This is a genomic window from Vibrio sp. CAU 1672 (genome assembly GCF_029223195.1).
Taxonomy (GTDB): domain Bacteria; phylum Pseudomonadota; class Gammaproteobacteria; order Enterobacterales; family Vibrionaceae; genus Vibrio.
On sequence record NZ_JARHUF010000009.1, the window covers coordinates 157,642 to 176,947 of the forward strand.

Annotated in this window: 15 protein-coding genes; 5 read left to right on the top strand and 10 right to left on the bottom strand. The window is 49.7% G+C overall.

The window, feature by feature from the left end; translation table 11 throughout:
* Positions 1-120: 120 nt before the first annotated feature.
* The 10 genes from P2G85_RS11000 to P2G85_RS11045 form a co-directional block, all read right to left on the bottom strand.
* A complete protein-coding gene (locus P2G85_RS11000) occupies positions 121-2,529 on the bottom strand; it encodes a N,N'-diacetylchitobiose phosphorylase (protein WP_275864128.1) in 2,409 nt (802 codons plus the stop codon).
* Between the two features lie 86 nt (positions 2,530-2,615).
* On the bottom strand, positions 2,616-4,535 hold the full coding sequence (locus P2G85_RS11005) for a family 20 glycosylhydrolase (protein WP_275864129.1): 1,920 nt from the start codon (positions 4,533-4,535) through the stop codon (positions 2,616-2,618).
* An 8-nt stretch (positions 4,536-4,543) separates the two neighbouring features.
* Entirely contained in the window at positions 4,544-5,434 is an 891-nt protein-coding gene (locus P2G85_RS11010; RefSeq protein ID WP_275864130.1) for an N-acetylglucosamine kinase, read from the bottom strand.
* Positions 5,435-5,436: 2 nt separating this feature from the next.
* The gene (locus tag P2G85_RS11015; protein ID WP_275864131.1) at positions 5,437-7,176 is read right to left on the bottom strand and encodes a glycoside hydrolase family 9 protein; all 1,740 of its coding nucleotides are present in this window, start codon (positions 7,174-7,176) and stop codon (positions 5,437-5,439) included.
* Positions 7,177-7,246: 70 nt separating this feature from the next.
* The gene (locus tag P2G85_RS11020) at positions 7,247-8,242 is read right to left on the bottom strand and encodes an ABC transporter ATP-binding protein (protein ID WP_275864132.1); all 996 of its coding nucleotides are present in this window, start codon (positions 8,240-8,242) and stop codon (positions 7,247-7,249) included.
* 43 nt (positions 8,243-8,285) lie between these two features.
* Positions 8,286-9,269, bottom strand: coding sequence for an ABC transporter ATP-binding protein (locus tag P2G85_RS11025; RefSeq protein ID WP_275864133.1), 984 nt, complete (start codon positions 9,267-9,269; stop codon positions 8,286-8,288).
* 2 nt (positions 9,270-9,271) lie between these two features.
* Complete coding sequence (locus P2G85_RS11030; RefSeq protein WP_275864134.1) at positions 9,272-10,300, bottom strand: ABC transporter permease; 1,029 nt, start codon at positions 10,298-10,300, stop codon at positions 9,272-9,274.
* Positions 10,301-10,302: 2 nt separating this feature from the next.
* Positions 10,303-11,289, bottom strand: a complete 987-nt coding sequence (locus tag P2G85_RS11035; RefSeq protein WP_275864135.1) for an ABC transporter permease — start codon at positions 11,287-11,289, stop codon at positions 10,303-10,305.
* 170 nt (positions 11,290-11,459) lie between these two features.
* Positions 11,460-13,142, bottom strand: coding sequence for an ABC transporter substrate-binding protein (locus P2G85_RS11040; protein WP_275864136.1), 1,683 nt, complete (start codon positions 13,140-13,142; stop codon positions 11,460-11,462).
* Positions 13,143-13,958: 816 nt separating this feature from the next.
* On the bottom strand, positions 13,959-14,396 hold the full coding sequence (locus P2G85_RS11045; RefSeq protein WP_275864143.1) for a type IV pilin protein: 438 nt from the start codon (positions 14,394-14,396) through the stop codon (positions 13,959-13,961).
* Positions 14,397-14,484: 88 nt separating this feature from the next.
* Here P2G85_RS11045 and P2G85_RS11050 point away from each other — a divergent pair, with 88 nt between their 5' ends.
* From P2G85_RS11050 to P2G85_RS11070, 5 genes are all read left to right on the top strand, one after another.
* Positions 14,485-15,012, top strand: a complete 528-nt coding sequence (locus P2G85_RS11050) for a GspH/FimT family pseudopilin (RefSeq protein ID WP_275864137.1) — start codon at positions 14,485-14,487, stop codon at positions 15,010-15,012.
* Complete coding sequence (locus tag P2G85_RS11055) at positions 14,990-15,628, top strand: pilus assembly protein PilW (RefSeq protein ID WP_275864138.1); 639 nt, start codon at positions 14,990-14,992, stop codon at positions 15,626-15,628. The genes P2G85_RS11050 and P2G85_RS11055 overlap by 23 nt, the downstream gene beginning before the upstream one ends.
* Complete coding sequence (locus tag P2G85_RS11060) at positions 15,625-16,875, top strand: hypothetical protein (protein WP_275864139.1); 1,251 nt, start codon at positions 15,625-15,627, stop codon at positions 16,873-16,875. Before P2G85_RS11055 ends, P2G85_RS11060 begins: the two co-directional genes overlap by 4 nt.
* On the top strand, positions 16,865-17,293 hold the full coding sequence (locus tag P2G85_RS11065; protein WP_275864140.1) for a prepilin-type N-terminal cleavage/methylation domain-containing protein: 429 nt from the start codon (positions 16,865-16,867) through the stop codon (positions 17,291-17,293). Before P2G85_RS11060 ends, P2G85_RS11065 begins: the two co-directional genes overlap by 11 nt.
* A gap of 293 nt (positions 17,294-17,586) precedes the next feature.
* Complete coding sequence (locus P2G85_RS11070) at positions 17,587-19,146, top strand: AbgT family transporter (RefSeq protein WP_275864141.1); 1,560 nt, start codon at positions 17,587-17,589, stop codon at positions 19,144-19,146.
* Positions 19,147-19,306: the final 160 nt, after the last annotated feature.

A 19,306-nucleotide genomic window follows, 5' to 3' on the forward strand; every position in this document is an offset into this window, starting at 1 on the left:
GATCCTCGAGAAGAGCGGAATCCCACCGCATCTTAAATCTTTGCTAGCGAACCGATGCACTGATCAAACTCAAGTGCACCGGATAAATCAAAAGGGGAGAAGGACTCCCCTAAAAGATGATTAACCTAGAGTAACGATAACTTCGTTTACTGAACCTTCAGCTTGAACTGGTACCGATGTACCATTTACCGCTTCACCGTTCACTGTAATTGACTTAACGCCTTTGCTTACTGAGTCTGGGTTGACCACTTTGATGTGGTATGTTGCCCCCAGCCACTGGCGAGTGACGTCAAACCCCGGCCAGTCGGTTGGGATGCACGGGTCGATAGTCAGACCATCGAATCCGGTGCGTACACCAAGGATAAAGTTGGTGACCGCAAAGTAGGCCCAGCCAGAGGCTCCGGTCAGCCACGGGTGGTTGGCGCGGCCGTGATCCTGATGGTCACGGCCCATCACGAACTGCACGTATGAATAAGGCTCAGCAATGCGTTTTTCGATGATGTCGTTTTGGTTGTAGGGATTGAGTGCGTCATAGAATTTCATTGCACGGTCACCCCGGCCCAGTTTCGCTTCCGCTACCCAAGCCCATGGATTTGGATGCGAGAAGATTGCGCCGTTTTCTTTTACGCCTTGGTAAACGCGAGTGACGAAGCCGATGTCATCGTTTGGTGTCGCGAATGACGGTGAATTTAGGTGTAAGCCGTATTCAGAGAACAGGTTCTCGTCGACTGCATCCATCGCTTTCTCACCACGTTCCTGAGACACCGCACCAGACAGAACCGCCAGAGTGTTTGACTCTAGGTGGACACGGCCTTCTTTTTGTTGCGCTGTACCGATCTTGTCACCATTCTTGGTCAGGCCGCGGATGTACCAGCCGCCTTCGTCGTCCCAAAGGTGGGTTTCACACGCTTCACGAACGTTGGCTGCCATTTCAGTGTATTTCTCAACGTCCGCGTCTTTGCCCAGGTATTTGGCCAGATCGATGAACTCTTGCAGTGCCCAGAAGTGTAGGAAAGACACCATTGAAGACTCGCCACCACCTAGGTTCAGGCAGTCGTTCCAGTCGGCACGCAGGCCTTTACAGATACCGGTTTGACCTACGTATTCAGCCGAGAAATTCAGTGCGGCTTTCATGTGGTCATAAACCGTTGCATCGCCGCCATCTGCGTAAGGGATCACTTCGTCGAAGAAGCTGTGCTCACCGGTTTCCATCACGTACTTACAGATGGTTGGTACCAGCCACAGGTGGTCATCAGAACAGGTGTCTTCGATACCGTGGATCTTATCTTCATCAGACGGAGTAGGAACAACCGTTGGCGATTTGGAGGGTTTAACGTCTGCCTTCTCTGGATCGAACCAGTCGGGATCGAATAGGTGCAGGCCGTAACCCGCTTTCACCTGACCACGTAGCAAGTCAACGATACGCTTGCGCGTCATGGCCGGGTTAGCATGAGGGACTGAAATTGCATCTTGTGCCGTGTCGCGGTAACCAAGACCAGTACGGCCACCGACTTCGATGAATGAAGCAAAACGAGACCACACCACACAGGTTTCCGCTTGGTATAGCGTCCAGGCGTTGATCATGGTGTCCAGGCCTTCGTTTGGCGATGTCACTTGGAATTTGCCACAGCGCTCATCCCAGTGTGCTTTAATACCTGCGAATGCATTGTCGACTTCTGCCAGATCTTGGTATTTCGCACGCAGACGCTCACCGTTGCCTTTACCGATACCTAGGATGTAAGCGAAGCGAACTTCTTCTCCTGGTTGGATAGTGAATAGCTTGTGCAGAGAGCCACAGTGGTTGTAACAGGTTTGCGCGGTGTTGAAACACTTACCTTGTTCTACCGCTAACGGGTTGGCTTCGTCACGGTAAAGGCCGAGGAAGCTGTCACGCTGGCCGTCGTATGAATCTGGATCAAACGTTGAAGCAAGGTAGTAAAAGCCTTCGAAGTCGTTGGTGTTGTAGTACAGGTTGTACTCAATTACGCCTTCGTTGTATGCCGTCCCCGCAGAGTACAGAGACATCTGATGGTTTTGGTTATCAGATTGAATGTGGCTGAACGAGAACTCAACAAATGAGAATGCACTGATGGTACGTGGTTTGTCAGAGGTGTTCTTAATTACCACATCCCATATTTCAGCATCTTCACCCTTTGGTACAAACAGGGTTTTGGTTGCGGTGATGCCGTTGTATTCACACTTGAACTTAGAGTATGACAAACCATGACGCACTTCGTAGTTGGCTTCATCCAGACTTTTGGCTACCGGCTGCCATGAAATTGACCAGTAATCACCGGTTTCATCATCACGCAGGTAAACATAGTGCCCAGGGCGGTCGAATGTCGCGTTGGGACGGAATTTAGTAACACGGTTGTATTCTGGAGAGTTGTAGAACGAGTAGCCACCCGCGTTGTGCGAGATAACGGTACAGAACTTTTCAGTACCCAGGTAGTTGGTCCATGGTGCCGGTACGTCAGGGCGAGTGATGACGTATTCACGATTCTCGTTATCGAAATAGCCGTATTTCATTTGTGTATTTCCTTTTAACTAAGCTGCGCCTGCAGCCATAAATTTAAAAACTCTTTAAGCGCGATGTATCAGCATCTGGCTTGGTATTACTTCCACGGTTTGCGGTAATTCACCCCCTGCAGGTCGAGCAGGGGAAGATGTCCTTTCAGACGTGATAAATAGTCGGTCCAATCGCGGTGTTGTTTTTCAGTCCAACATGCTTCTGCCATGGCGGTCAGGCGAGGGAAAATCATGTAGTCCATCCGTGATTGGTTGTGGATGATTTCGCACCACAGGGCGGTTTGGATGCCCCAAATGCGCTTTCTGATCGGATCATTCGCCGGTATGTCGGCTAATGGCTCGTAGTTGTAAGCTTTTTCCAGTGGCAGCGGGTTTGCCCAGTCCACACCGGGTTCTTCTGGTGCATAATCTTGCGTCATGTCCAGATAGGTGGTTTGCGCCGGTTGTAACACCACATCAAAACCCTGACGAGCGCAGTTTAATGCGGCATCTTCACTTAACCAGGAGTAGATAATGGTATCTTTGCTGACCTTGCTACCGTGCTGTGCTTCTTCCCAGCCGAGCATGCGTTTACCCAGTTTGCGCAGTTTGTCTTCGGCATAGCGTAAAAAGTGGCCCTGCAACTCTTTGTGATCGGTGTAACCCTGTTGTTCCATCAGCGCCTGGCAAGCCGGGCTTTTGGACCATACCCCATTGGGTACTTCATCGGCGCCAATGTGAACGTAAGGCGCCGGAAACAGGAGCGCGACTTCTTCCAGCACTTTGTCGATGAACTGGTAACTGCCGGGCAGGGCCGGATTGAGGACGTTGTCGTTATAGTGCTGAATACTGCGATACTCGGTGGTGTCTTCGGCTTCCACAAGCCAATGTGGCAGTGATTTGATCGCGGCGCGGCAGTGTCCGGGCACATCAATTTCAGGGATGACTGTGATGCTCCTTTCTGCGGCGTAGGCCACCACTTCTTTGATCTCTTCCTGGCTGTAGTATCCCCCATAACGCTCAGACAAATGGCTGAACTGCGGTTCGATAGCTTCATCAATCCCGCGCCATGCGCCGATATCGGTCAGTTCGGGCAGCGACTTGATCTCGATGCGCCAGCCTTCGTCGTCGGTCAGGTGCCAGTGGAAGGTATTGAATTTGTAATGGGCGAGAAAGTTGATCAAGCGCTTGACCTGTTTTACCGAGTGAAAATGGCGAGCGCAATCGAGCATCATTCCGCGATAGCGAAAACGCGGGCTGTCTTTGATTGAGCAACAAGCAACGGTCATGGCACCGGATGCGTTATCCACTTGGATTAGCTGCAGTAAGGTCGCACAAGCGTGAGTAAATCCCGAGGGCGAGCCGGCCTCAATTTTGATCGCCGCTGGCGTGATGTTCAGCTTATAACAACCTTTATCCAGTGTTGGATTGCCTTTGAACAGAATTTTGCTGCTGTGAGAGGAGGTCAGTGCAAACTGATGAATGCGTTGCAGTTCATCCAGGAGCCAGTTTTTGGCTGAGCAGGCCAGATCGCTGTACACCGCCACTCCCGCTTGAGCATCAAAGATAAAGTTATGGTCGTTTACTTTGATGTTATTGGGTTTCGGCAGGAGTGGCTGAGGATGCGCTGAACTCTCAGGGATAACGCTGCGTTCACGATACGGAGAAGCTAACATAATAGGTGTCACATCAACGCTGACGCGCTGATGATGACCGTTAACCACGTGGTTTAGGATGGCTTCTTTTAACCCATCCGAGTAGTAGCGCAGAGGGTTTGAACCAATACTGAATTCACAGTAATAGTGATGGTTTGCAGCGAGTAGCATCTCTTCAGGTTTCAAGGTGCAAAAACTGCCTATTTGATTAAGCTCGCCGTGAGAAACGCTGTCGGGAAGAATGTAGCGATCAAAGGCAAAAGTCAGGCTCCAGTTATGCAGATCCTGATCGCTTAAGTTATGAAAAGTCAGTCCAAAGCGGCAGTTTTGCTTCTGTTCGGACAGAACAACCAAATCAACACGATATTCCATATCTGCTCCTACTCTAGCGTCAGCGTGTACAGGTTATGCTCTGGTTTGCCAGCAAACATCAGTGCGCCTTCAATCGCATCAAACTGTGGCATGACCACCCATTGCTGAACCGAGGGAGATAACCAGTGCAAGATGCGCTCGGCGATACCGCCCATCAGGCAAATACGCGTGGCACCTCGCTTGTTTAATGCGATCAGGAACATCTCGATGTCGGCTGCGGTCTGCTTCAACATCTCGATCGCCAGCGTATCTCCCTGCTCGGCATGGTGAAAAACCGCCGGAGAAAACTGGCCGTAATCACGTGGTAGTGCTTGTTTCGACCAGGCCACCACGTTATCAACATCATGGTCAAAGTGACCCATGACATGTTCTGCCAAGGCGGTTTTGTCACGGATCCCGTCTTCGGCCAGCAACACCTGCTGGATCAGGCGTAACCCCATTACCGCACCGCCGCCCTGATCTGAGATAGGGAACTCACGTCCCCCAACGACGTGTTGTTCCAGTCCTTGCAGGAAAATGCCACAAGAGCCGGTACCGGCGATCATGATCGCACCGTCTTCTCCGTTATGTGCGCCGATACAAGCGCCATACGCATCGGTATTTAATGTCATGCTGGCAAACGGGTGGGGCAGTGACATAAAGGCTTGCCATGAGGCGTTATGTTCTGCGCCGGCGAGTGCCAACCCGATGTGCATCGCTGCAAAGTCATTAGTCGTTAAACCGCCTTGTTGGGCCGCCAGTGAAATGGCCGTGATGATTGATTCCATGGCGATCTCTGCGCCCAGCATGATGTTGGCGCTGCCACTTTTCGCTTCACCGATAACGTTGCCGTACGCGTCTTTGATCCGAGCGCGGCATGAAGTACCACCGCCATCAATACCTACAAAGTACATCCCCATGATTATTTCCCGGTCAGTGTCTGAGAGTGACATAAATGCGAGATGTGCTGAGCCTGGCTCATGATCGCGAGTAAGTACCAGGCACCATGTGGGATCCATTGCTCACCCCAGCGCCAGTTTTGCAGCATGTCATCTTTGTGTTCAGGTGGATTAAAGGCGATGTCCTCTTCATCCTCGAAGCCGGCGGTGATGCCATTGCATACACCGCCTTTGGCGTTGTAAAAACCAAGATGAGGAAGGTAATCTGGGTTGTTGCGGCCATGCCCGTCTAACATACACATGTCATATGGGTTCAGGCCTACGATCCAGTTCAGGGCATCTTGGGCAAAATGGTGTAATTCAGTTTTTAGTTTGATGTCACTGATGTAAGGTTGCGCGAGGTAGGCCATGCTGGCCAGTGAGCCTAACCGGGCGTTTTCACCTTGCCACCAGTAGCCGGATTCGTTGTTGTGCGCGACGAAAAACGCGTCACGTTTGGCCTCATTTACGCCTTTCACATATTGGCGCGGGTAGCCAAATGGATTGGTCACTTTATTGGTGATCGAGAGCTCAAATTCACATGCCTGATGGAGGACTTGTGTCACCTCTGCGGCTACCTCGAGATCGTCGTCAATGGCTAAGTATTCACATAAGGCTATAGCGGGCAGGCCTGCCTCTGCCGCGTGGAAGTACGGGCGGCTGCCGTCTTGGTTTGCTGACCAGTAATGCTGGATTTGCTCGTCGCTGGTTTGACGGGCTACCAGGCGTTTCGCCCACATGCGGCTTTCTGCCAGGTAACGATCTTGTCGGGTTGTTTTGAACAGTTCAACACTTGCCAGCAACGCACAATATTCGTCAATAATGTTTTCTTCGCCATCATTGAGATATTGCGTATTGTGCTCTCTAAGGTGCCAGTAACCACGCTCAGCGGCATCCCGGTAATTTTGCTGGTGGTATTCTACCTGTATATCTAAGCGGGCGGCTGCCGCAAGAGCTGCGATGCTGATCCCGGCCCCCTGCCGATAACCGGCTTGGTAGTCATCCGATTTGTGACCGAGCTGAGTTGCGTAGGCGCAAATCTCACGTTGTGTGGTGTCTTTACTCCACTTATCAAATACGGTCATGTAGAAGTAATCGTGTTCACTTTGCATGCGAACCAGAAAATCAGCACCAAACAGGGCCTCTTCTGTCAGACGGGCACGGGTAAAAGCGGCGAGACTGTCGTTGTGTTCGAGTAATGACAGGCCTTTGAGCATGTTCCAAACCACCATCGGGGTTTGTTGCGGGTTGAGGTAGTTGGCGTAAGAGAGGTGGCTCAAATATTTACTTACGTCTCCGGATGCATCGTACCATCCACCATGGACGTCGGTGGTGCGGCTGCTGTTTAATAAAGGCACGTTACGGTCTTGCTGATCAAACACGCCACCGCAGCGCTGCGATTTAAAGTAATGAATGACGTCGGATAAAGTGCGATCCAGTAGCACATGCCCGGCGATCTCAAATGAAGCGGATCGCAGTTGTTCAAAGCGGAGATAGTAATGACCCGGAGTGGCAAATTCGGAGAAGTCGATGGTATAGAAATAGCCTTGATGCCAGTGGCCAACCTTACCTTGTTGCTCTATCGGCAGGCTGGCAATGGTTTGATGGCTCTGTGCACAGACAAGCAATGCAGTGTAGGAGGATAAGCGAGGCTGGCTCGTCTGAATCACTGCCTTCTTGGGCCCTTGGAGTTCATAGCCAATGTGGTTGGTCAGTAGCAGCATTTAACATCTCCAGAAAAATAGCAATATATCAAGGGAAAAGGGGTCAGGAGTGTCCTGACCCGGGTGATGATTATTTTTCAAATAAATAACAACGCACAAAATGGTTGTCAGACAGTTGGGTCACATCAGGCAGGCGTTCGCGGCACTTGTCTGTTGCGTGGACACAGCGGCCGGCAAAAGGGCAGCCTACGGATTCAGGTGTCCAAAGCGGGATTTCTCCCTTGTTGCCTTTGAGTTTTTCGTGAATCGATTTGGCCGGATCCGGTACCGCCGAAACCAATAACTGGGTGTAGGGGTGCTGTGGATCGTGGATGATCTCTTCAGTATCGCCCCATTCAACCATATGGCCGACATACATCACCGCTAGATCTTCGGCAATGTAACGGGCGGTGGCGATGTCGTGGGTGATGTAGAGCAGTGACATTTGCTTTTCAAACTTCATCTCTTCCATCAGGTTGAGTACACCGGCACGGATAGACACATCCAGCATTGAAGTCGGTTCGTCGGCCAGGACGACTTCTGCGCCGACGGCAATGTTACGTGCCAGGTTAACCCGTTGGCGTTGGCCTCCGGACAGCTGGTGGGGGAATTTCTGCGCGGTTTCCTTAGGCGGGATCAGGCCGACCTGTTCTAACAGATCGTAAACACGCTCCTCGAGTTCTTTCTTGTTGCCCGGTGACACCTTTTTGTGGATCAGCAAAGGGCGTGCAATGTGGTGGAAAATGTTATGGGTCGGGTTTAACGAGCCAAACGGGTCTTGCCAGACCATCTGTACGCCTTCACGATAGTTCATCAAGTCGTTTCTGGACGTGATGTCCTGAATGTCGCGGCCTTTGTACTCGATAATGCCGTCGGTCGGAGCGTACATTTTAGCGATCATTTTGGCGGTGGTGGATTTACCTGAACCAGATTCACCCACCACAGACAATCCGCGGCTTTTGTACATTTTGAACGATACGTCGTTAATTGCCCGCATCTTGGTTTGTTTAAGCGAGTTACTGTTTAAAGGAAAGTCCTTGACGACATTTTTACCTTCAATCAGCAGGTCGCCGAGTTGTTTGCTCATAATTCTCTCCAGTGTAATTGGGTCTTAGCTTGCGACAGTCAGGTTAAACTTTGGCCTTGGCGATGGTTTCACCGTATAGATGGCAGTTGGATAAACGGCCGGGTTCTATTTCGCGTAGCTGAGTTGGCACTCTCGTACAAGCTTCGTGGACTCGGTCACAGCGGGCTTGGAAACGACAACCTTGTGGGATTTCAAGTAAGTTCAATGGATTACCTGGAATTCCTGTCAATTTGGTTTTCGGGCCGGTTAATGGAGGGAAAGAGCTACCCAACCCTTTGGTATACGGGTGGTATGGACTTTCCAGAATTTGTTTAGAAGGCGCAACTTCGATCAACTCACCTGAATACATGATGCCAATCCGATCCGAGAACTCGACCATCAATGACAAGTCATGGGTGATGAACAGAATAGAGAAGCCAAACTCTTCTTTCAGCGCATAAATCTTTTGTAAGATTTCACGTTGAACCACCACATCCAGTGCTGTGGTCGGCTCGTCCATGATGATCATCTTAGGATTTAACGCCAATGCGATAGCAATAACCAAGCGCTGACGCATACCTCCTGAGAACTGGTGGGGGTAGTCGCTAAGGCGGCTTGGGTGAATATCGACGATTTCCAGTAAACCGGCGGCGCGCGCTTTGGCCTGCTCCCGGTTCATATTCGTGTGACGCATAATCACATCACAAAACTGCTCTTCCATGGTGAGAACAGGGTTGAGCGCGTTCATCGCACTCTGGAAAACCATCGACATTTCGCTCCAGCGGAATGACTGCATGCGGCCATCGCTGTATTGAAGGATGTCTTCGCCATCGAAGATAACCTCACCACCGGTGATGAATGCGGGCGGCTTATGCAGGCGCATCAGCGAGAAAGCCACGGTGGACTTACCACAGCCTGACTCTCCGGCGAGGCCAAATATTTCGCCCGGGGCAATATCAAAGCTGACGTTGTTGCAGGCACGGACGTCGCCGGCATCTGTAATGTAGTCAACACATAGGTTACGGATAGAAATGAGTGGTGCAGTCATGGTTATTTATCTCCGCTCCATAGTGCATTTTGTGGGGTCAACTCTTGTGGCCCACGCTCTTTTTTGTCTTTTTCCGCCATTTTTTTCCAACGCTTCATACCTTTGTGGGAACGAAGCTGCGGGTTGGCGATTTCGTCAACTGCAAAGTTCAGTAATGCCAGGCCGGTTACCAGTAATGTCAACGCGATACATGGTGCCAAGACTTCCCACCATGCGCCGATAAGCATCGCCGAAGAGGTTTGTACGTTGTACAGCATGATGCCCCAACTGATGGTATTGGTGTCACCCAAGCCCAGGAACGAGATGACCGCTTCGGTGTTGATGGCCAGCATGACTGAGCCGATGAAGCTTGCGCCGACAATCGGGATCAGGTTGGGCAGAATTTCCACGAAAATGATGCGCCAAGATGACTCACCCAGAACTTCCGCTGCTTTGACAAACTCTTTCTCGCGCAAGGCCATGGTTTGAGCCCTGACCACACGTGCGCCCCAGGCCCAGGATGTCCCGGCGATAATCAGGGCTATGGTGAGCGGGCCGGCTTCACCGATAAATGCAGCGAGAACAAACAGTAACGGGTACTGTGGGATCACCAGCATGATGTTCATCGCGGCACTGAGGATGTCGTCAACTCGTCCGCCAAAGTAGCCTGCTGAGATACCTATAACCGTGGCAAGGAAGCAGACAATGATGCCGGCGCCAAAACCCACACCGAGCGAGACGCGTGCGCCGTAGGCGACTTGCGACCATACATCACGGCCCATTCGGGTGGTGCCGAGCAGGTGGTCACCATCTTTGGACATCAGCAGGGTGCGGCGATCATCTGCCAGGTTTTGTGCTACCCAGCCATCCGGGTTGTTTTGTGCCTGTTTGACAACAAACCCTGGGTATTCATGTGGATTACCCGTACGTCTGTCTGGTGCGTGCTGAGTTAGCAGTGGCGCACAGATTGCGACAAAGAGGAACATGGATACAATGCCTAGCCCCACGCGAGCAAATGCATTACCTAAAATAAGTTTGAATAGATTTTTCATGATTATTTGCCTCCCTTGCGTAGGCGAGGGTCTAGAATCATGTACAGCATGTCTGCAGTGAGGTTGAAGCAGAGCATGAACATGGTCATGATGATTAGCTGGCCTTGGAGTACCTGATAGTCACGTGCGTGAATCGCATTCAGAAGTACGGTGCCCAGGCCGGGATAGTTGAAGATCATCTCGATAATAAGCTGACCACCGATGGCCATGCCCAGAGACATAGAAAGGGCGGTAACACTCGGAAGAAGTGCGTTACGTGCGGCATAGTTGAACACCACGCGGTTCTCACTTAAACCTTTACCTTTCGCCATCGTGATGTAATCTTCAGCGAGCAGGTTGATCATGTTATTCCGCATATTGACTAAGAAACCACCAATCTGAACGATGGTTGCACAGAATAGCGGCAGAAAAGCGTGATAGCCGACGTTCTTCAAAAACTCCCAGCTGGTCCAGTCCGGTACAGTACCCGGCGTGTAAGCATAGCCAGAAGGGAACCATTTAAGCCCTATAGCAAAGGTAAACAGCGCCAGCATCGCGATAACCATTTGAGGAATGGCTTGCACGATGAGTGTACCCGGAGTAACAAAAGCATCATATTTGCTACCACGTTTCCACGCAGCAAAGATGCCTAATATTGATGCAATCGAGAATGAAAGTACTACAGCACTACCCGCCAGGAAGAGTGACCAGCCGAACGCGCCGCCAAGCAGTTTATTGACCGATAGCGGATAGAACTGGATTGATGTCCCCAACTCCCAGCTGAGAATGTTCTTGATGTACGATAAGTACTGAACGTAAATAGGACCGTCGACAAAGCCAAGCAGTTGCTTCATTGCTTCGATACGTTCTGGTGTTACCTGAACGGAAGCGTTGGCAAACATCATGGTGACAGGATCACCGGGCATTGCTCGCGGAATGATAAAGTTTAACGTCGCCGCAACCAGGAGCGCGACAAGATAAAATGACAAACGTCTGAAAAAATAACCCATAACTCACACCTTACTCACCCAGATTTTTTCCCTGTTTCTGGTTTCAGGTCGCCCCTAGCGAAATTTAGAGCGAAAAATCCCCTGACGACGAGCGCCATATAACGGTTTCGTGAGAGGGGATTTTTTATTAGCGGCACACCGAGTGTGTGCCGCGAGGATAGAACGGCGACTTATTTAACTGGTTTTAGGTCCAGTACATGCAGTAGACGCTCTGGGATACCAGCCCAAATGTTTGGACGGCCTTTTGGATTTTCTTCGTTCCACCAACCTGTGAAGCGAGTAGTATTGTATTGGTACATATACGCACCAGACATCACAGGGATGGTTACCTGGTCTTGGGCGATGATCTTCTGAATGCCGTGAGCGATTTCTAGCTGCTCTTGCTTGTCAGCTGTTTTGTAGAAGCTGTTCAGCAAGTTGTCCAGTTTTGCATTCTTGTAGAAGTGCATTGCGAAACGAGGCATACCATCACCCGACTGAAGCTTCGAGTTGTAAGCGCTGTCCCAGTACAAGTGTGGATCCGCGCCGTGGAAGTAGTTGGTGTACGCCACATCGTAAGTACCTTCCAGCATCGCTTGGTTGTATACCGAGAAGTCTGGTGTACGAGCACGTGCTTTGATGCCAACTTCAGCCAACTGTTCAACAGCTAACTGAACGGTGTTGTTGAAGTCAGTCCAGCCGTTCGGTGATTGGATGAGAAGCTCGAAAGACTTACCTGAAGGCGTATCAACAAAGCCGTCTTTGTTGACATCTTTAAAGCCCGCTTTAGCTAGCAGCTTCTTCGCACCTTCAACGTTGTACGTGTTGTAGCCTTTGTACTTGTTGTGCGTTGCTTCATCTGACCACGCTTCAAATGCGTAGCCCAGGCCTGATGCGAAATCGTTCACTGTACCGCCGCCATAGAACGCGATATCAATGATAGTTTGACGATCAAGGGCCATAGAGAAGGCACGGCGGAAGTCGACGTTAGTCAGGGCTTCTTTCTTGGCCGGATCCGGGTTCTTGAAGTTGACTACGAACGCCTGGGTGCCTGATGGCGGGTACCAGTAGTGGTGTTTCGGGCTGGCCGCAGCATAAGTACGATCGATGTCAGGAATGAATGACGATGTCCAGTCCATTTCACCGTTAACCACTTTACCCAGGAACTGGTCGTTGTTCGCGATTTGAGGTACACGTAAGCAATCAACATCCAGGTTAGCTGCATCCCAGTAGTTCGGGTTTTGACACTGGATGTAAAGTTGTGGAGTAAAGGTGTCGATTTCGGTAAAAGGACCAGAACCTACCGGGTTTTCATTAGTGAAGGTGGCTGGATCTTTCACTTTGCTCCATACGTGCTTAGGTACAACTGGTACTTTGGCAATTTCGTAAGGCACGTTTGAGTTCGCTTCAGCCAATCGGAACTTAACTTTGTAATTGTTGACTTTTTCAACACCGGTAATCCACGAGTTGATACCTGATTGGTCTAGCTCTGGCTTTTCTTTAACCAAGTTGAAAGAGTAAACCACGTCATCGGCGGAGAATGCTTTGCCGTCAGACCATTTTACGCCTTTGCGAATATCGAAGGTGACGCTCATCAGGTCGTCAGACATCTTAAAGTTTTCAGCGAGACGGAATACTGGTGTATTGCCGTGCATCTCGTTGAAGATCACAAGAGGTTCGTAGATAAAGTCTGTGGTGGTGTGTAGGTTCGTCGCACCCAGGAATGGGTTAAAGTTACGAACGAAGGTTGTAAACTCTTTAGGGTGGATGGTCAGTTCACTGCGTTCTGCTGCAGTGGCTACTGAGGCAAAACCCGTTGTAGCGGTTGCAATAATTGCTGTTGCTAGTGCTGTTTTTTTAATATTGGCAAGCATAGCTGTTCCTTACTATTTGCTTTCATTTCACTTATGGAATTGAATGTCATCAATTGATAAACACTCGCCAAGACCTACCTCTGCAGTTTCATCTGAAGTCTAAGAGTGGCCTGTAGGCCTTAGGCAGGGGTAAGAAAACACCTTCTCGAGTAAAAATTCAAACTCGATTCCCGTCAAAAACGTAAAAACGGCCATTAACTCCGTCATAAACGTCATTTTTTGCCTGTTTAAAGCCGGTTTGTGTGAAAAATAAACATTGATATGCGTCGCAGCCAAACTTGTCATGATGGTCGTGTGTTAGTGGTTACTTACTTTAAAGGTTATATTTTCTAAGCTTCTGATGGGTTCTGGCTGCTTTGTCGATCTGGCTCACAGGAGAAGAAGTCGTTAATTAATCGGATAAAATTAAATCTGCCGTTCTGTTGTGATTGAGTTCGCAATCTCGGTTAAATGTTGCCCATTTTCGTGTCAAAATCGGAGTGTATAGTTCATTCATGCGCAATTTGATGTGTGGTTTTTGTCTTTTTTTAAGTCGTGAATGAAGGGGTGGCTGAGGTTGTACTGGGGGGGCTTTCCGTAACAAAAGCAGACAATCTCACTTCCTATAGCCGGGGGCTCCCTCTCCGACCGCAATCAGCATCATCTGCGATTAACCTTGTATAGAGCATGGTAGGCGTGTAAAGGCTACGATGTTGTCGAGCGGGGGAGTCAGGCTCGCGCGCACTGCAAAGGGCTTGGCATATCGTCTGGCGTAGTACGCTCACGTTCACGGGTTTATCAGCGTCTGAATGAAAAGCCGGCTTGAACAGGCCTGGCTTACTTCCAGCATGCTTCAGGTAAGGCGATATTCGATGAGGTCAGCGTGATTTCCGTTACATTGCCACCACTAAAGCAGGTGTCTTGATTTTGGCCTTGTTGTGAAAGGGCTGTCGCTTTAATGGTATAAACCGGCGAGGCTGCACTGATGATACTGAAGGCATACCGGTCAGGATCCGAATCACACACTAAACATTGTCCGGCAGAGATAAGCTGATTCCAGTTGTACCCTCCGTCGTAAGAGGACTCCAGTGCCAATTGGAGTCGTGACAGATCACCAAGTGCAACCATTCGATGGGATTTCAAAGCATGGTTAAGGTAGGAAGGGTAAGCCACTGTCGCCAAGATAGAGATGATCGCCACGACGATGGCTAATTCGATCAGTGTCATCCCATTTACATGCTTTTTGTAGTGTTTACAGCCAGAAGTTCGAATCATCACGAGGAGTTCCTTATACAAGTCCTGTCTATTGTTTGTAGGTGTTAGCATCAAGGCAAGGATGAATAACGTACGCACTGTGGTTTGCATGGGAAATTGGGAAACACCTCGCGGCTTTACTTTACTGGAGCTGTTGATAACGTTGGCGGTGATGGTCTGCCTGTTAGTTTTTGCAGCTCCGAGCTTTTCGAGTCTGGCGGAGCGAATGAAGATGGAACGGCTGGCAGATTCTCTGCAGGCTTATTTGTATCAGGCTAAGGCTGAAGCGGTATTTCGCAACCAGGATTTATGGGCACATATTGAAATGTCGGCAGAGCCTGACACTACCGGAAACTGGAAAGTGGTTTTGACCGATGCGGCTACTCCTGGTACAGGGAATACACTGATGGTTTTCTCTGGGAATCCGTACTCAAATATCTCTTTCTCCGTTGCTGGTTTTTCCTCAAACCAGATCAAATTTGATGGTGTTCGCGGCAAAATCAAGAGTGGCTCTGTCACGTTTCATCCTGTAGCTAACAGTGCGTCAGTGTTAAAGCTCAAAGCTTCCTTTGGCGCGAGCCGAATCATTGTTTGTGGTCAGAGAGGAGCCCGGTATGGTTACCCCGCGTGTTCATAATCAACAAGGCAGTTCGTTGATCGAGTTTATGGTGGCCTCGATGTTGGCGCTGATCGCGATTGGGTTGATCGGATCACTATTCCTTTCCTCTGTACGAGCTGCAAACCAAAGAGGTCAGGAATTGTTACTTTTGCAGAACATGAACAGCACCCTGCAGCAAATTAAAGAAGATGCACAGCGAGCCGGGTATGACGGCCTCAATGCTGGCTCCTTAGTTTTGTCGGGGGCCAGTGCGACGATTCATTCTGACACTTCTCCAAACATGATTGGCTACGTTTACCGGGTGGCTTCATCTGGCAGTGATGCATTAAGAAGTACGGCGTATCTCTATGAGCCGCTCTCTTCTGGCGTGGGTGTGGTTAAGATTTGCGAGAAATCACAACCTTCACCAATGACTTTCTTATCTGCCGCGCAGTCTGGATACAAAGGTGTCTGCTTTTCGGTCTTTGATCCTTTGCAAATTAATGTCACGGACTTTGCTTCCGAGACCTATGCCGTTGCTGGAGAGAGCGTCAGCAGTGCTTTTACCACAGTTCGCATGACTGGACAGCTTACGGCAAACCCGAGTGTGAATAAGACCGTGGCGATAAAGATAAAACACAGGAACTGGCAATGAAATATAGAGAGTCTGGTATCGCTACATTACTTGTGACGGGTGTGTTGCTGATGGTAACGCTGGTGGTTGTACTGGGGGCTTACCGAGGTGTGTTTTTCCAGATAAAAAGGGCGCAAAATGAAGTCAAGAGCCGTCAGCAACACTGGCTGGCGGAGGGCGCAATAGAGTGTGGCTGGGCGCAGTATAAAGCATTGAACAGCGTACCGGTGACGGTTACCGATTGTGGCTCTGGCTTTGGTACGATTCCAGAGTTTACCGCCACAGCCAATGGTTATCAGGTCAGTTCAGCGGTTGAGGGCGCATTGCTACGTAAAGAAATACTGGTGGGCGGCAATCTGGGCTTTGGGGCAATGCAGTCTAGCGCTGATGTGTATTTTCATTCCAGTGCGACGTTCTCAACCCCGGATCCCGGAGAGCTTGGTGCCGATGGCTGGGAATGTGTGGCGCTCCGCTACAAAAACCGTTTTTATTCAGCAGTGGTCGATAACAAAGGGGTGATTCACGGTGAGTCACCGTATCCGGACTTTTCTAACCCGGCCAGTCAGGATTGTGCCAATGTCGCTGGGAATGATCATCTCTCCTCATCCGTCGGAGGTACCGGGGCAGGAAAAGACTTCGTTCACGATGAAACGGTCAAGCCATTTGAATCCTTTTTCGGTGTCAAAGCGGAAGAGCACAACAAGGTCCGCGATAACGGGACCTTTCGGGTTTTGTCGGCCGCAGGTACTGCCCACGTGCTGCCTGATTGCGGCACTAAGCTGACCAACCAGATTAACAGCGGTAACCATCATCTTTGGGTCGAGGGAAGTTGTGAGATCTCGAGTGCGGAGTATAACGACTTGGTCGCGGCGACCCAGAATACCAATGGGGTAACGGTGATGGTCCATGACGGGCTGTTTTCCGTGATGGGGCCGCCGTCTTCCGGTGCCACAACGGATAATTTCCGCGGGGTTATTTTTCATTTTAATTATGATTACACGCCAACATTGAGTGATTGGAGTGGACTGGTAGCGGATGGTTATGTGAATCATGTGCCAAGTGTGTTTGAGGAGTCATACCGAACCATCGCCGCATATTACCAGCATGGCTCCTTTACCGTGAGTGGTGGTCAGTATTTTGATATGGAAGGGCAGGCAGCGCTGTTTTTTGACTCTTTAGATTTCCGCTATAGCAAGGCGATTATCGATAACTCCAGGAATGCGAATGTCGTTCCGCGATGGAAACAAGGAAGCTGGTATGCGAAATAAGCCCAAATGGATGCGTAGACAAACCGGGTTCAGTTTAATTGAGGTGCTGATCTCGTTTGTGCTGATAGGGGTAGGAGCGATGGGATTGATCAAGCTGCAAACCTATGCTGAGCAGCAAGCCGATTACGCTAAGCGTAGTGTTGATGCGCTCAACTTAGCTGAAAGTAAGTTGGAATGGTTTCGAACCCGAGGGGCGTCTGCGGCGTTGTCGACGCTTCCGGTAGCAGATTTTGCTACCGATATTATACCGGGAATGTCCGTAAGTGCTGGCTACACCCTGAGTTGGGAAGTACCCAGCAGCACAGTGTCAGGCAGCGTGAAGACTATTGTCATTGAGGCAAGCTGGGACGACAGAAGTGGGCAAGTACAATCGGTGCAACTGAAAACAATGATTGCGCGATACAGTGAATTTGACTAACGGGTCAATTGTATTGATTGCGTGAACAGTATAATGCTTACTAATTACCTGTTTTTATGGGAATTTAACTGGGTTGCAGGAAGGTTTCTGAGCTGTTAAGTGCTTTGGGTGGTTGCTGTTTTTATTATGTTTAATTGATTTGCTTTTTTTGCAATATATGTCTCCAAATATGGAAAAATGGCCAGAATCTTGTGCTTTGCAGGCGGCTATTTTATAGAATGTTCGGTTGAGAACGGGCCGCTATAACTATTCAATAAGGCCATGAAACCAACATCATTCATTATGGAGTTACCATGAGTAACCAAGCAATTAATAAAGCACCGTCACCGAAGCCGAGTGGCATGGATCGCTTCCTGAACTTTATCGAACGCGCAGGGAATAAAATCCCCGATCCTGCGATTTTGTTTTTTTGGGCTCTTATCATTACCTGGGCCGCATCCGCTCTTTTGTCGAATGTATCTTTCGACCTTATCAACCCGCGAAACGGCGAAGCTCTAGCAATCAACAACCTTCTGACCGGTGAAGCATTAGCAAACTTCCTGGCTAACATGGTAACTACCTTCACGGGTTTTGCACCGCTAGGTATTGTCCTGGTTGCGATGCTGGGTGTCGGTGTTGCGGACTCTTCTGGCTTTATTACCACCGGTCTGAAGAAGATGCTGAACTTCACGCCAGCAAAACTTCTTACTCCAATGCTGATTCTTGTCGCGATTGTATCGCACACAGCTGCGGATGCAGGTTACGTACTGGTGATCCCGCTAGGTGGTATCATTTTCCACGCAGCGGGCCGCCATCCTCTGGCAGGTATTGCAGCAGCGTTTGCTGGTGTATCGGGTGGTTTTTCTGCCAACTTTATTCCATCGGGCATTGATCCGCTGTTGGCTGGTTTCACTCAAACTGCAGCACAGGTTCTAGATCCTGAGTATGTGGTGAACCCGCTGGCAAACATTTTCTTCACTGGTTTGTCGTCAGTACTTATTGTAGCTATTGGCTGGTATGTAACGGAAAAAATTATCGAGCCACGCCTTGCCAATACGCCAATTGATGATGACGCAGAAAAAGCACCGGATCTGGGATCATTTACCGAACTGGAATCAAAAGCGTTCCGTTACGCAGGTTGGGCAATGATGGCGGGTATTGCCCTCCTGGTTGCTGCGCTGATGCCGGAGAACTCGGCACTGCGTTCTCCTGAAGGTGAGATCACGGCATTCTCTGCGCCGATTATGAAGTCTATCGTTCCGTTGATCTTTATTTTGTTTATCATTCCGGGCTACGTTTACGGTAAAGTTTCTGGCACGTTTAAGACCAGTAACGACATTATCAAAGCAATGGCGGATACGATGTCTACTATGGGTGCCTATATCGTAATGTCTTTCTTCTGTGCCCAGTTCCTGTCTGCCTTTGCCCAGTCAAACATTGGTACTATGCTGGCGCTATACGGCGCAGAAGGCTTAAAAGCCATGAACTTACCTGGTGAAGCAACGATCGTTGGTATGATCTTGCTAACGGCTTCTGTCAACTTGCTAATTGGTTCTGCATCGGCAAAGTGGGCTCTGATTGGTCCTATCCTGGTACCTATGCTGATGGCGGTCGGTATCTCTCCGGAGTTATCACAAGCCGCGTACCGTGTGGGTGACTCGGTTTCAAATATCATATCTCCATTGATGGTGTTCTTCCCGCTAGTAGTGGTTTACTGCCAACGTTACGTGAAGTCAACAGGTATCGGTACCCTGGCGTCTCTGATGATGCCATTCTCGATTGCCATGCTGATTGGCTGGTCACTATTCCTGCTGGCCTACTGGGCACTGGGTATCCCATTGGGTATTCAGGCACCATACACTTACACGATGTAAGCGGGTCAAGCTTATCATTAAAAAGCTCGCCAGCCGGCGTAATGCCGATCAGTTAAGCCAAAAATGATCGGTTGAACGATCCTCTGAGGATGTCAAAATCCGAGTGTATTCAGTGCACTCGGATTTTTTTATGTTCTTAAGACAAGCCCTAAACAACGTC

Bases quoted from the DNA above. Each gene is read 5' to 3' on its own strand.
- P2G85_RS11000 (WP_275864128.1), bottom strand. From the start codon at position 2,529: ATGAAATACGGCTATTTCGATAACGAGAATCGTGAATACGTCATCACT.
- P2G85_RS11005 (WP_275864129.1), bottom strand. From the start codon at position 4,535: ATGGAATATCGTGTTGATTTGGTTGTTCTGTCCGAACAGAAGCAAAAC.
- P2G85_RS11010 (WP_275864130.1), bottom strand. From the start codon at position 5,434: ATGGGGATGTACTTTGTAGGTATTGATGGCGGTGGTACTTCATGCCGC.
- P2G85_RS11015 (WP_275864131.1), bottom strand. From the start codon at position 7,176: ATGCTGCTACTGACCAACCACATTGGCTATGAACTCCAAGGGCCCAAG.
- P2G85_RS11020 (WP_275864132.1), bottom strand. From the start codon at position 8,242: ATGAGCAAACAACTCGGCGACCTGCTGATTGAAGGTAAAAATGTCGTC.
- P2G85_RS11025 (WP_275864133.1), bottom strand. From the start codon at position 9,269: ATGACTGCACCACTCATTTCTATCCGTAACCTATGTGTTGACTACATT.
- P2G85_RS11030 (WP_275864134.1), bottom strand. From the start codon at position 10,300: ATGAAAAATCTATTCAAACTTATTTTAGGTAATGCATTTGCTCGCGTG.
- P2G85_RS11035 (WP_275864135.1), bottom strand. From the start codon at position 11,289: ATGGGTTATTTTTTCAGACGTTTGTCATTTTATCTTGTCGCGCTCCTG.
- P2G85_RS11040 (WP_275864136.1), bottom strand. From the start codon at position 13,142: ATGCTTGCCAATATTAAAAAAACAGCACTAGCAACAGCAATTATTGCA.
- P2G85_RS11045 (WP_275864143.1), bottom strand. From the start codon at position 14,396: ATGATTCGAACTTCTGGCTGTAAACACTACAAAAAGCATGTAAATGGG.
- P2G85_RS11050 (WP_275864137.1), top strand. From the start codon at position 14,485: ATGGGAAATTGGGAAACACCTCGCGGCTTTACTTTACTGGAGCTGTTG.
- P2G85_RS11055 (WP_275864138.1), top strand. From the start codon at position 14,990: ATGGTTACCCCGCGTGTTCATAATCAACAAGGCAGTTCGTTGATCGAG.
- P2G85_RS11060 (WP_275864139.1), top strand. From the start codon at position 15,625: ATGAAATATAGAGAGTCTGGTATCGCTACATTACTTGTGACGGGTGTG.
- P2G85_RS11065 (WP_275864140.1), top strand. From the start codon at position 16,865: ATGCGAAATAAGCCCAAATGGATGCGTAGACAAACCGGGTTCAGTTTA.
- P2G85_RS11070 (WP_275864141.1), top strand. From the start codon at position 17,587: ATGAGTAACCAAGCAATTAATAAAGCACCGTCACCGAAGCCGAGTGGC.